Below are 13,758 nucleotides of genomic sequence, written 5' to 3'. Positions count from 1 at the left end.
GCAGATTTGACGATAGATCTATTCCGTAAATACATACAGTGTCGCTGTTGCTAATAGTTTAATTGTATAATTTTTCCAAATGGACAGACCACCTTTGTTTAGCCTTTGTCTTTTTGGCAAAAAATCCCGCAAAGATGTTTGCTGAATTTTCAAACCATATTTATGCAATGCTAGTGGTTTATACTATAAGAAATACGACTGCATTCTTTTACGATAGTAAAAGGTGAGGTGCTTGTGTATAACGAAATAACCGAATAAGCCACGTCTGGCTCCATCTCCCAGCAAATAGGCGACTTCACGAATCACCCTAAGCTAAGTCATCATTGGTTTGTGCCTCACCATGATTCCTAAAACTTTAGTTGATTCGCTCCAGTCGCTACGTTGCTAACCGGGCGCTTGCGCCTTTGTTCCACTATAGGAAAGTATAAAAGTTTAAAGGTATATAGTATAAGAAAACTATGCCTTTCGCCATAAGACTTGGCGATAAGTCAGTTTTTCTAATTAATAGCGTCGGGCAAATAGCTTGCAGATTTCAATGATTGTTTTTGAGGCTTTCATCATATTATCTACCGAGACGTATTCGAATTTACCATGAAAATTTTCTCCACCAGTAAAAATGTTCGGTGTTGGCAGTCCCATGTAGGATAATTGCGAACCATCTGTACCACCACGAATCGGTTTTACGATTGGTTCGATATCTAAGCTTTTCATTGCATCATAAGCAATGTCGACAATTTCTTTCACCGGTTCAATTTTTTCGCGCATATTATAATACTGATCGCGCAATTCAAGGCTAACAGCTTCCGTTCCATATTTGGTCTGAAATTTCTCTGTGATTTTTTGCAATAAAACTTTTTTCTCTTGAAACTTCGCTTTATCAAAATCTCGGATAATGTAGATAAGTTCTGCATTTTCCACATCACCAGTAATATTGCTTAAGTGATAAAATCCTTCGTACCCTTCTGTATATTCCGGCGCTTCTTCGTTTGGAATTTCATTTATAAAGGTTGCTGCCATTTTCCCAGCGTTCACCATTTTATCTTTGGCTGTTCCTGGATGTACACTATTTCCTTTAAAGGTTACTCTTGCTTGAGCTGCGTTAAAGCTTTCGTATTGCAACTCTCCTAATGGACCACCATCGATAGTGTAGGCATATGTAGCATCGAAACGTTCCACATCGAATTTATGTGGTCCACGTCCAATCTCTTCATCGGGTGTGAAAGCAACGCGGATTTTCCCGTGCTTGATTTCTGGATGTGTGATGAGATAATGCATCGCAGTCATAATTTCAGCAATCCCCGCTTTGTTATCAGCGCCAAGTAAAGTTGTTCCATCTGTAGTGATTACTGTATGACCTTTGTATTGCGAAAGCTCTGGAAAATCGGTAGTCGATAATATAATATTTTCTTTCTTGTTCAATACAATATCTTTCCCGTCGTAATTCTCCGTGATTTGTGGTTGAACATTTTTTCCAGTGAAGTCTGTTGCTGTATCCACATGCGCTAAAAATCCAATGGTCGGTATATCTCCATCCGTGTTTGCTGGAAGTGTTGCCATCACATAGCCGAAGCCGTCAACGGCAACGTCTGTCATTCCCATTTCCTGAAGCTCTTGTACTAAAAGATTCGCTAAATCAAACTGTCCAGGTGTAGAAGGTGTAGCGTCATTGCTTGCGTCGGATTGCGTATCCATCTTTGCATACGTAATAAACCTTTCCATTATTTCTTTTTTCATGAAAGTCAACTCCTGTCAAAGTAAAAAGTATGTACTTCATCATGTAAACATGAATAGTATGCTTTCTATTATAACTTAATTACACTAATTTTCTAACTTAAATAGTTCGAGTCTCTAAGTTAGGGGTAGGCATAAGGAAGCTTATCGTATAAAATAAGGGTAACAAATACGGATTACGAATGGCTATAAAATTATTGGAGGGAAGAAAATGGGCTATCTTATTAGCGTAGACCGTTTAAAGAATCGGCTACATAATCATTTAAACAATACAGTAATTATCGATGTGCGTTTTCAATTAACGGACCCTGATGCAGGCAGAAAAGCATATTTACAAAATCACATTCCGGGCGCTGTTTTTATGGATATAGAAAAAGATTTGTCTGGAAAAAAAGGAAAACATGGTGGGAATCATCCGCTTCCTGATCTTACGATGCTTGCAGGAAAAGTAGGGAAATTAGGTATTGATCACGATACAACCGTTGTGATATACGATGCAGATAATGATATGTTTGCTGCTAGAGCATGGTGGTTATTCCATTATATGGGGCATGACAAAGTGTATGTTCTTGACGGGGGCTATAATGGCTGGGAAAAAACAGGCAATGAAACAACTACCGAAGTACCAACACTAACGCCAAAAGTATTTCACTTGCAATTAAGAGACAATCAAATTGCAAATATGGAAGAAGTAAAAGAAAAAGTAACTCAAAATAAAACTGTTTTAGTTGATTCACGCGCAAGAGAACGTTATTTAGGAGATTATGAACCGATGTATGCTCGAGCGGGTCACATTCCTGGTGCTAAAAACTATTTCTGGAAAGAAGTGTTGGATGAAAATGGCTCATGGAAAAAGAAGGAGGCACTAGAAAAGCAATTTGCTTCCCTTCAGAAAAACGAAGAAATCATTGTTTCCTGTGGTTCTGGTATATCGGCTTGCCCTAATATTTTAGCTTTAAAATCAATTGGCTATGAAAATGTGAAATTATACCCTGGTAGCTTCAGTGATTGGATTTCTTATGATGAAAATGAAGTCGCAATTGGTGAAGATGCATGACAAAACAAAGATGTCAATGGGTCACAGATGATCCTGTCTATATTACTTATCATGATCATGAATGGGGCGTCCCGCAGTATGACGCCCGAAAATTATTTGAAATGCTTTGCTTGGAAGGGGCACAAGCAGGATTAAGCTGGATTACAATATTAAAGCGTAGAGAAAATTATCGCCAAGCTTTTGATCATTTCGATCCGTTAAAAATAAGTAAATATAGCAATCAGAAAATAGAAGCGCTCCTCCAAGATAAAGGAATTATTCGTAACCGGAGAAAGATAAATGCTTTCATTAAGAATGCACAGTCCTTTTTGCAAGTAGAGCAGGAGTTGGGAGACTTCTCCTCCTATATATGGTCCTTTGTCGGCGGGGAACAAATTGTTAATCACTGGGAAACGCATGAACAAGTGCCCGCATATACGACAGAATCCGAACAAATGAGCAAAGATCTAAAACGACGCGGTTTTCAATTCGTTGGGCCAACCATTTGTTACGCTTTTATGCAAGCGACAGGCATGGTCAATGACCATACGAAAGACTGCTTTTTGTCTATAGCTCGCTGAACACGGGCAGGAGAATTCGGCCCGCGTCACGCGCACGTTAATTCGCTCATGCACGTCGAGAATTCGCTCCTCCCACGCGAAAAATCGCTCGCCCTACGCGAGAAAACGCTCATGTTCGAGGAGAAGTCGCCCGCCCTGCACAAGAAGCCGCTCGCTCTCTCCAGAAAAAATGGCTTACGCAGTCAAACGCATGTCGGGTCGCGTCCGTTTACTCCTCGAATGATATGACTAAGCGTATGTATTGACCACTGCCGACACAGCACGAAGGTATTTCTTCTCCAGATACATGCAACTATATAAATGGAAAATCGAACCTTAAATTGTAATTTTTTGTAGGTATAACGATTTGTTTTGCTCTACAACTTCAAAGCTTAAAGACATTCACTTGTTTATGAAGGTCTTTAGCTAATTCTGCTAACTCTTCAATATTATGAGAAACTTGCTCCATGGTACCGGTCGTCTCTTCTGTAGAAGCTGCAACTTGTTCTACTCCAGCTGCTGATTCCTGTGAAACAGAAGCTATTTCTTTGACGAGTTGCTCCATGTCTTTACTTGTTTCTGTATTCTCTTTTAGTTTCATGGAAATAGCTTGCATTTTTTCAATCATACCCGTTATCGCATTATTCATTTGTTGGAAGTTAGCTCCTGTATCTTCAATCTGTTGCTTTCCAGTTTTTACTTCATCATAACCTCGATTTAAAGAAGAAACGACGTCGCTTGTCTCGGATTGAATCCGCTGCACGATGGTAGTAATTTCACCTACAGATTGCGCAACTTGTTCTGAAAGCTTTCGAACTTCATCTGCTACTACGGCAAATCCTCTACCATGATCACCAGCTCTTGCAGCTTCAATGGCGGCATTTAACGAGAGCAAATTCGTCTGTTCTGCAATATCTCGTATGACTTTCACAAGTTTGGATATTTGACTTGACTGATTATCCAAGCCTTTTACTTGCGTTACTGCTTCTTCTACAATGGTGTCAATCTGGTTCATTTGCTGGACAGATTGTTGCATTAAGGTAGAACTTTCTGTCGTCCATTTTCGCACTTCGCTAGCATCTGTCATTACTTCGCTTCCTCTTTGTTCAGAAATGTGTACATTATCAACGAAGTGATTCATATTGTCAGATAGTTCACTTGCGCCTGTTGCTTGCATTTCTGTACCGCTAGCTAATTCTTCCATCGTTGTAGCGATTTGATGGTTACTTTCTTTCACTTCACTAGCTGATTTCGTTAATTGCTCACTTTGTGCAGATACAGAGGAAGAAACGCTTTGGACGCTCTGAATAATTGTTCGTATTCGATCTCGCATCCTATGTACAGCTTGAGCTAGTTGTCCAATTTCATCCTTCGATTTAGTCTCTTCCTGTTGTATATGCAAATTTCCATTTGCTATATCTTTTGTAGTGTGAACAATGCTTTGCAATCTGGAAGTAATGCCACGGCTAATCATAATCATTAGTGGTATACCGATAGCTAGCGATAATAGATTGGAGAATGCTAGTATGTATACACTCCTGTTTGAGCTGTTTTCTGTTTCAGCAATGGCTCTAGCTTGTTGTTGTTGCGTTTGATCGAGAAGATTATTGACAAGTGTCAGTGTGTCTTCTCGCAATCCTCCCGAATAGTGACGAATAGTGTTAGCGAATTGTTCTCTTCCTTCTTCGACAGAGGTTACCATCCGCTCCATAAATGCTTTATCGATGGACTCGTTTTTATCGACAATATCGTTAAGAATAGCTTTCTGACTTTTATCATCCATCGTTTTATTTAATTGTTGGGCAACTTGCTCGAATTCCTTTTGATAGGCTTCGAAATTAGTAAAATATTTATCATTCCCAGTAATTAAATAGTCGGCGGATTGTACATCTTTCGCCTGAATAATGATTGCTAATTGGGAAATTTGGTCTGTTTGTTCCTGTAGTTCATTCACTCTATGAATATCTTGTTGTCCTCCTTTTAACTGCACATATACAATGATAGAAGAAGTAAGCATTAAAGCAATTGTTAAAAAGAAAACTGATAAATATTTTTTATGAATGCGTAGATTTCCCCAAGCAAAAATGACTTTCTTTCTCCAGTTCTTTTGCTTTTTTTCCTTTGTATGGACTTTTTTGTTTTTCATAGAATCCCCCCCTGTTTTAGCATGATTCCTTTAGCCCCGTTGACTCATTTGATTCGTTACATTACTAAACGAATACCTCGCTCCTTTGTTCAAAGAATTAAGACTTATTGTCAAATTCTTAGTTTTGCTTCATATGATTAGTAACCTGTAAAAAGTCTTGGTGCAGTATGAATTACAAAATATAAGAAATTTCACGATGTTCTTTTGAAAAGATGAAAAGAATATTTCTATCATTATAAATAATGCTACCTTTTTTAAGATATCGACTAAATTCGAATAGAATTAAAGCTATTAGTGCAAATTTTTTTACAATAGGTTAGTAAAAAGGTTCAAGCTAAGCTGTGCGATTTGCATTAAAATGGCCCTTATAAATTATTGAAACAAAGTTAGTGGAGAACTTCTCGCTACTTAAATAACTAACAAACAATGCTACCATTTGCGTTAAAAAGCCATTCTCATGTAAAATGTCAAATTGTGTGCGTAATTAAAAGAATGTAGGTGATAGAATGCAAGTTTCTGCTTTTATAGCAAGCGAAAAAAGTAAGCAAGAATTAGAGGAAGAACTAAATACATTGGAAGTACAAGTCTTTCGTATGCAACAAAATGTAAAAGAAATTGCCAAACAAGCATATATTGTTAGTATTGATCAAACAAAAGAGGCTAACTGGGTCATCATCTATGCAATTCGAAAAGCAAATTCGATTCAAATGATGCTTCATGCATGCACAAAGCCATTTCTCGGGAAATGGGATTCAGCTATTGAAGCTGAATATAAACTAGAAAATACCCTTCACATTACTGATATTAAAGGGGAAGAAAATAAAGGCTACGGTTCTGTATTAATGAACCATTTAAAAGAGCTTGCTTATGATGAAAATAAACATTATATTACTGGTGATATCGTTAAACGCGACTTTGATCATGTGGAACGGTTGAAACATTTTTACGCCAAGCACTATTTTGACGTAAGTATTAATCATAAAGAAGAAAATGGAAAAATTGTTTGGTCTCCTTGTTAGATCAGGCTTTTTTGCGTCGAATATGTTCAATACGAATGTTTTTAAAATCAACACCCTGTAATATTAAATGGAGAAAAGTATGAAGAAAGAGTAGGCGCATTGCCGAGAACACCTTACGGAAAAGCGTTAGAACTGACGTTGAATGCTTATCAAAATGGGACAGCTTAACAATATGACTAAGATGAAGGATGCTATACGGTTCGTTTACAAAATATATAAAATTATTAACTCCGATAAACTGCCTAAAAGAAGCCGTCATGAATGCGCTTTAACTTAATTCTTATAGCAGCAGTAATTCGCAAGGGCTGTAATTGGTCAGAGTTTACGAACAGGACAAACATGGATGGAATAGGCTATAGGAAGAGCAAATAAATGGAGAGATGATGTATGGGAGTATATGTGGTAAATCAAGGAGATACACTTTGGAAAATAGCGCAACGCTATGGATTAAATGTACAACAAATACGTACACTTAATCAATTACCAGATGCAGATAAGCTCGTCGTTGGACAAAGCTTGGTCATACCAGATCCAACAAAAGAATACGTTGTACAAACAGGGGATACATTAGCTCAGATTGCAAAGAATTACCATGTTGCATTAGCTGATCTGGCAGCTGTTAACAACCTTACAGAAACTTCTATTATATATGAGGGGCAATTGTTATCCTTGCCTTATTTTCTCTACCTTGTTGAGCCTGGCGACTCTATTTGGCAGCTTGCACACAGATTTGGTGTAACAACAGCAGAAATTTTGCAGGTGAATTACCTTGTTCAACCATCTATCATCTATCCAGGTACTATTATACGAATTCCTTTTCCAGCAAAGCCTAAAAAACAAGTATGTGCCTATACTATCCAATTAGACCAGCAAGGAAAGCAAGATATGTTAATGAATGGTCGATTGCTGACATATGTAAACCCATTTTCATATCAAGTAAATCCAGATGGAAGTTTAACTTCTTTACCTGATGAACGCATTTTAGAAGCGGCAAAGGAAATGAATGTAGCACCATTACTTGTATTAAGTAATATTAAAGCAGGGGAATTTGATTCAGATACAGCAGCAGCTATTTTACGAGATGTCCAGTTACAGGATAAAGTAATTACAAACGCGTTAACTATTATGAATGATAAGGGATATAGAGGCATAAATATTAATTTTGAATATGTATATCCGGAAGACCGAGATCGGTATACGGAATTTTTAAAACGAATGGTTCGTCGTTTGCATCCTCAAGGATATCTGGTAACAACAGCAGTGGCACCAAAAACGAGTAGTGACCAACAGGGATTACTATATGAAGCACATGATTATGAAGCACAAGGAAAAGTAGTCGATTTTATTAATTTGATGACGTATGAATGGGGATGGGCGGGAGGCAGGCCACTGGCCATTGCGCCTATTAATGAAGTTGAAAAAGTATTGGATTATGCAGTTACTGTCATACCAAAAGAAAAAATAATGATGGGAATCCCTTTATACGGAAGAGATTGGAAGATACCTTGGCAAGAAGGAACCCGTGCTAGAACAATTAACACACAGGAAGCTGTCGATTTAGCTTTCACTTATAAAGAAGCTATTCAATATGATGAAATTTATCAAGCGCCAAATTTTCGTTATACAGATGACAATGGGCAGAGGCATGAGGTTTGGTTTGAAGATGCTCGCAGCATAAAGGCGAAATACGAACGAATAGCTAATTACGATTTAAGAGGCGCTATGTTTTGGGTGTTAGGGATCCCGTTTGCCCAAAATTGGCCAGTCTTACAGAACCAATTCCAAGTAATGAAAATATAGGGGATTGACAAAGAAAGTACGGTCGGATAAACTTAAAACAATTATAACAGGGAGGTGAGGTAGATGAATCAAACTGGTGGTATAACGAAAATGAAAGCATATCTTGCTATTCGTTATGCAATTTTTTCCAATAATCTAAGCAACGGGATACGTGTGTCCATTGCGAATTCAAAATAATGGAAAAAATCAGTGAGAGACATCTACCTAACCGGACGGAAATAAGTGTGACGAGTGTGCACAATCGTACTTACTAAAGATGCTTATTTGTGGATTTATGAAACGGCGTAAGGAGAAAACTCTACTTACGTCTTTTTGCTATGAATTTTTTACACTATAGGAAAGTATAAGATTTTCTTGGTTTATAGTATAAGAAAAACAAGGCTTTCGCCATAAGAATTGGCGACAAGCCAAGTTTTTCTAAAGCATTCGTTCTCTATGAAGAATTGGTGATAAGCTACGTTTTTAATCAACTACATCAAGTTGTAATACCCCACTGTAAAAAATGAAATTAATCTAAGTGGGAGATGACAAGACTTATATTTCTTTCATCACAGGTTTATCATGTATATACTTCAACTAGAAGAAAGGATTGCGTTTTAAGGTGTATCGTATAAGAAAAACGTCAGAAAACCTGTTTCTAAACGGTATTCATGAGCAGTTCATTTATCGTTGCCTAAATGAACACGAAAACATCAGTGGATGGTGATTTGCATATGCACCACCTTACTGGCTTCTCATGCAAGGGGAATACGCTTAAAAAAATCACTTACTAATAAAATGAAATCTTGTTCCTAACGTATAGGTAGAGTTGTCTCTTCTAGAGCGGAGGAAGAGAAAAAATGATAACGGTAAGTATCCAACAAGTGACCCAAATAATAGGGGCCAATCAAATTTTTGAACAGATTACTGCAGAAGTGAAAGAAGGAGACAGAATTGGTTTAATTGGAAGAAATGGAACAGGGAAATCGACTTTATTGCAGTTACTTGCGAAAAAAACCGAACCTGCTAAAGGAAGAATAACTTGGAAGAAAAATAGTTCCGTTGGTTTGCTGTTGCAAAATCCTATCAAGGAACAGGAATCAATGGTTGAAATGCTACTAACGGAAGTGTTTACAGATTTAAACTTGCTAAAAGTTGAAATGGAACGTTTGGAAAGATTGATGGCAAAAGAAGCAAACGTAGAAAAATTAACGAAGCTGATTGAAAAGTATGGAGATATGCAAGAAAGCTTTCAAGAACGTGGTGGTTATGAAATCGACGCTCGTATTCGGAGGGTCATGAGCGGCTTGCAGATAGAAGAATTGGCAACAAAGTGTTGGAAACATTTGAGTGGTGGGGAACGGACAAAAGTTGGTTTAGCTCAATTACTGTTGCAAGCACCAGACTTACTGTTGTTAGATGAGCCTACCAATCATTTGGATATTCAAGCAATCGAATGGTTAACGGATTTTATTCGCAATTACACAGGAACGGTAATGATTGTTTCCCATGATCGCTATTTTTTAGATGACACTGTCACAAAGGTTTGGGAATTAGATCAAGGAGAATTAATTACCTTTGCCACGAATTATACGAATTATGTAAAAGAACGAGAGGAAAGGCTGTTACAGGAATTTCAGCAATATCAAGATCAGCAAAAGAAAATAAAGAAAATGAAAGAAACCATAAAACGATTGAAAGAATGGGCAAATCAAGCGAATCCACCAAATGATGGATTACATCGCAGGGCAAAGAGTATGCAAAAAGCCTTGGATAAAATGACGCGGTTAAAACGCCCCATATTGGAGCATAAACGTATGCAAATCGATTTTAAAATGCAAGATCGCAGCGGAAAAGATGTTATTCGGCTGGAAGGTGTTTCAAAAAGTGTGCAAGATAAAATGCTTTTTCAGCACGTGAATATGCATGTACGCTTTCAAGAGCGAGTGGCAATTATTGGTGAAAATGGTACGGGTAAATCAATGCTATTGCAAATAATATTAGGGAAGATAGCAGCAGATGCAGGAGAACGGCAATTAGGTAGTCGTTTGTCTATTGGCTATTTGTCGCAGCATATGCTAGAGATGGAAGGGAAACGCACGGTAATTGATGAATTCCGCGACCATGTTCCAATGGAGGAGGGAGAGGCGAGAAATATATTGGCTCAATTTCTTTTTTATGGCGCAAAGGTATTTCAAACGACGGAAAACTTAAGCGGAGGAGAAAAGACACGTTTGCGTCTTGCCCAATTAATGTATCAAAATCATAATATCCTAATTTTAGATGAACCGACAAATCATTTGGATATAGAGTCGAAAGAAATGTTAGAAGAAGCATTAGAACAGTTCGATGGTACGATTATTGCTGTATCCCATGACCGTTACTTTTTGGATCGACTTTTTCCAATCACATATGTATTAGAAAATAAGCAACTGGAAAGAATTGAAGGAAATTACAGCTATGCTCGAAAACGTTGGCTCCATAACGGAATTTAACGTACTTGCGAAAGAAACATTCCTCTCCAACCAACTGGAGGGGATAGTTTCGGTGAGGCGTTAAACGAAACATTTACCTGAGAAAATATATACTTCTAAGTGATATAAAGTTGAGTGGATAAAGAAGGCATAATGCGATAATGAAGTCAAATATCCCTTCCTTCGTAAAATAATCAAGATAAAGAGGAGCCACCATTCTTTTATTTAGGGGAACGAAAGCGAAATTCCCCTAAGAAACAATGCTCCCTCGATTTCTTTAAGCATCTTAGTGGTCGAAGTAATTCACTAAGTACTGTCCCTGAATTTCGTGTGAAAAAGTTTGTGTCATGCTAGCTTCTATTGCCCCTTTCAATTTAAAGTCGCCCATTAGTTAGGAATTTTTTGGTTGCAATTGTTAATTGTGATACTATAAAAGTATCGGAATAGAGAGGGGCTAATCAATGCATTACATTACCTTAAACAATGGTTTACGTATGCCACAACTTGGCTTTGGTGTATGGCAAGTGTCTGATGAAGAAGCAACAAAAGCAGTTGAAAAAGCAATCGAAGTGGGATATCGGTCCATCGACACAGCTAAAATTTATGACAATGAGCGTGGAGTTGGAAGAGCACTTGCTAATACCTCTGTGCCTAGAGAAGAATTGTTTATTACAACAAAGGTTTGGAATAGTGATCAAGGTTATGAAAACACGCTTCGTGCTTTTGAGGAAAGTCTTGATAAGCTTGGATTAGATTACGTAGATTTATACTTAATCCACTGGCCAACACCTGCATTTGATCAATATGTTGAAACTTATAAAGCATTGGAAAAATTGTATCAAGATGGTCGTGTGAAAGCGATCGGTGTTTGCAATTTTAACAAGGAACATTTACAACGGTTGTTGGATGAGTGTGAGGTTGTTCCAACGGTTAATCAAGTTGAATGTCATCCATACTTGCAGCAACAAGAGTTACAGCATTTTTGTGATCAACATCATATTTATGTCGAAGCTTGGAGTCCCCTTATGCAAGGTGGCGAAGTGCTGCAGAATGCAGAAATTACAAGGATTGCCCAAGCGCATCAAAAAACACCTGCTCAAATCGTGTTGCGTTGGCACTTGCAAGCGAACCATATTGTTATACCGAAATCGGTAACACCTTCACGAATAAAGGAAAACTTCGCTGTTTTTGATTTTGAACTGGGATCAGAGGAAATGGATGCCATTTCTAAATTGGACCGAGGCGAACGAAAAGGACCAAAGCCGAGCGAAATGAATAGTCGCTAAAACAAAAGCTGCCTGTTACGCTTAAAAGTAAAAGGCAGCTTTTTGTGTGCATCGTTACAGTTTCAGCTAGAAAGGTTTGGTGATAAGGAAGCCCGCCACGCTGTGCGTTTTGTATAAAAATCGCTTGTAATTCCGATAAAAAGTGCTGTAAGATTTGGCAGATGACAGCTGAACAAGTCTAAGTGACCTTAACCTCCGATTCGCAAGCTTTAGGTTTACCCTTGGGCTAGGAAGCAATTTGTGAGGGATAAAAGAAATCCATACGGATAAGAGTTTCACTTTACATGAGATAGTTACTATTTGAATGTGAAACAAACGGTTAAAAACACTTTACAAATGAAGTTAAAATCAGTTATAACATACTTAAGGTTCAACACGCGTTGTTCCATTTTGAAAGGAGTTGATGTTGATGTATGTATTCAATAAGAAAACAAACATAAACAAAATGGAGGAACGGTCGGAATAGATAGATATACACTTTGGCTTTCCTCCTTAACAACAGATGTTCAGTGGGAGAAAATTGTATTTTACGTAAAAGCTGTTTTCTTACACGATGGAACTTCCATTTTTGAAGGAGGAAAATAATTGAATATTAATTTAACCAAACTTGGTTGGAATGAGACTTTGTTTACAAAAACTGACCCAGCAATTATTGCCCGGGTAATAACGGTGCAGAGAAATAGTTACCGCATTTCTGATGGAGAGATGGAGTATTTGGCTCACGTTAGTGGTAAATTTTTGAATGCGGCAAATGGAGCAATTGATTTTCCTACTGTTGGTGATTGGGTAGCAGTAGAAAAGCTGAAGCTAGAGAAAAAGGCCGTTATTCAACATGTTTTGCCAAGAAAAAGCCAGCTTGTTCGACAAGCGGCTGGGGATAAAACAGAGGCGCAGCTAGTTGCAGCAAATTTAGATACGATATTTATCGTAAGTTCACTCAATGATGATCTCAATATACGCCGCATAGAACGATATATTGTAGCTGTTTACGAAAGTGGCGCTTCTCCAGTCATCGTGTTAACGAAAAAGGATGCGTACGAAGAAGAACAGTTACCAGCGTTAATTGCTCAGGTAGAGACAGTAGCAATTGGCGTACCGATTATCGTTGTGAGTAATATTACTGGAGAAGGGATTCAGGATTTAAATACCTACTTGAAACCTGCCGAAACTGTCGCTTTAGTAGGGTCCTCTGGTGTAGGGAAATCGACTTTAGTCAATGTTTTATCCGAGCGAAATGTACAGAAAACGAAAGATGTTCGTTTGGATGATAGCAAAGGGCGACACACCACAACTCATCGAGAATTGTTCGTGTTAGAAAGCGGCGCTTTGTTAATTGATACTCCAGGAATGCGAGAATTACAGCTTTGGGACGGAGAAGCAGCAGTAGATACTGCCTTTGAAGATGTAGAAGATTTTGCTAGTGCCTGTTTTTTTAGTGATTGTCAGCATGATACAGAGCCGGGATGTCGTGTTCAAGAAGCACTTGCTTCAGGCGAGCTCTCACAGGATCGTTTTGATAGTTATCAAAAATTGTTGCGAGAATTAGCATTTGAAAAAAGAAAGCAGGATCAAAAGGCACAGTTGGAAGAGAAAAACAAATGGAAACAGCGAGCAAAAAATATGAAAGCCACGTACAAACAACGTGGATACAAGTAGACAGAGATTTATGCTAAGGAGTATGCCAAAAGCTGTTTTAAGCTTTTGGCATCGTTCGATTTTATCTCGAA

At 38.0% G+C, this 13,758-nt stretch carries 9 protein-coding genes; 7 read left to right on the top strand and 2 right to left on the bottom strand.

From position 1 onward, the window contains the following. Positions 1–501: 501 nt before the first annotated feature. Positions 502–1,734 (bottom strand): peptidase T, encoded by a 1,233-nt coding sequence (gene pepT / locus HLX49_RS10795; protein ID WP_296361817.1) that lies wholly within the window; start codon positions 1,732–1,734, stop codon positions 502–504. Positions 1,735–1,942: 208 nt separating this feature from the next. Here pepT and HLX49_RS10790 point away from each other — a divergent pair, with 208 nt between their 5' ends. Beyond that, positions 1,943–2,788, top strand: coding sequence for a sulfurtransferase (locus tag HLX49_RS10790; RefSeq protein WP_296361815.1), 846 nt, complete (start codon positions 1,943–1,945; stop codon positions 2,786–2,788). Further along, positions 2,785–3,348 carry a DNA-3-methyladenine glycosylase I gene (locus HLX49_RS10785; RefSeq protein WP_296361813.1) on the top strand — a complete coding sequence of 188 codons (564 nt, stop codon included), beginning with the start codon at positions 2,785–2,787 and terminating at the stop codon, positions 3,346–3,348. Before HLX49_RS10790 ends, HLX49_RS10785 begins: the two co-directional genes overlap by 4 nt. 364 nt (positions 3,349–3,712) lie before the next feature. On the opposite strand, the gene HLX49_RS10780 is transcribed toward HLX49_RS10785, so the two are convergent. Then, positions 3,713–5,473, bottom strand: coding sequence for a methyl-accepting chemotaxis protein (locus HLX49_RS10780; protein ID WP_296361811.1), 1,761 nt, complete (start codon positions 5,471–5,473; stop codon positions 3,713–3,715). A 506-nt stretch (positions 5,474–5,979) separates the two neighbouring features. Between HLX49_RS10780 and HLX49_RS10775 the strand changes: the two genes are divergently transcribed. The 5 genes from HLX49_RS10775 to rsgA all read left to right on the top strand — a co-directional run bounded on the left by HLX49_RS10775 (position 5,980) and on the right by rsgA (position 13,687). Then, the gene (locus tag HLX49_RS10775) at positions 5,980–6,492 is read left to right on the top strand and encodes a hypothetical protein (protein ID WP_296361809.1); all 513 of its coding nucleotides are present in this window, start codon (positions 5,980–5,982) and stop codon (positions 6,490–6,492) included. A 387-nt stretch (positions 6,493–6,879) separates the two neighbouring features. Continuing rightward, positions 6,880–8,292 carry a LysM peptidoglycan-binding domain-containing protein gene (locus HLX49_RS10770; RefSeq protein WP_296361807.1) on the top strand — a complete coding sequence of 471 codons (1,413 nt, stop codon included), beginning with the start codon at positions 6,880–6,882 and terminating at the stop codon, positions 8,290–8,292. An 839-nt stretch (positions 8,293–9,131) separates the two neighbouring features. Next, the gene (gene abc-f / locus HLX49_RS10765) at positions 9,132–10,766 is read left to right on the top strand and encodes a ribosomal protection-like ABC-F family protein (RefSeq protein WP_296361805.1); all 1,635 of its coding nucleotides are present in this window, start codon (positions 9,132–9,134) and stop codon (positions 10,764–10,766) included. 440 nt (positions 10,767–11,206) lie between these two features. After that, entirely contained in the window at positions 11,207–12,031 is an 825-nt protein-coding gene (locus HLX49_RS10760) for an aldo/keto reductase (RefSeq protein ID WP_101932667.1), read from the top strand. Positions 12,032–12,616: 585 nt separating this feature from the next. Continuing rightward, positions 12,617–13,687, top strand: a complete 1,071-nt coding sequence (gene rsgA, locus HLX49_RS10755; RefSeq protein ID WP_101932666.1) for a ribosome small subunit-dependent GTPase A — start codon at positions 12,617–12,619, stop codon at positions 13,685–13,687. The last annotated feature ends 71 nt before the right edge of the window (positions 13,688–13,758 follow it).

It is taken from the genome of Virgibacillus sp. (genome assembly GCF_013393565.1).
Taxonomy (GTDB): domain Bacteria; phylum Bacillota; class Bacilli; order Bacillales; family Amphibacillaceae; genus Virgibacillus; species Virgibacillus dokdonensis.
Note: the sequence above shows the minus strand (reverse complement) of the source record. Positions and strands in the feature narration are given on the sequence as shown.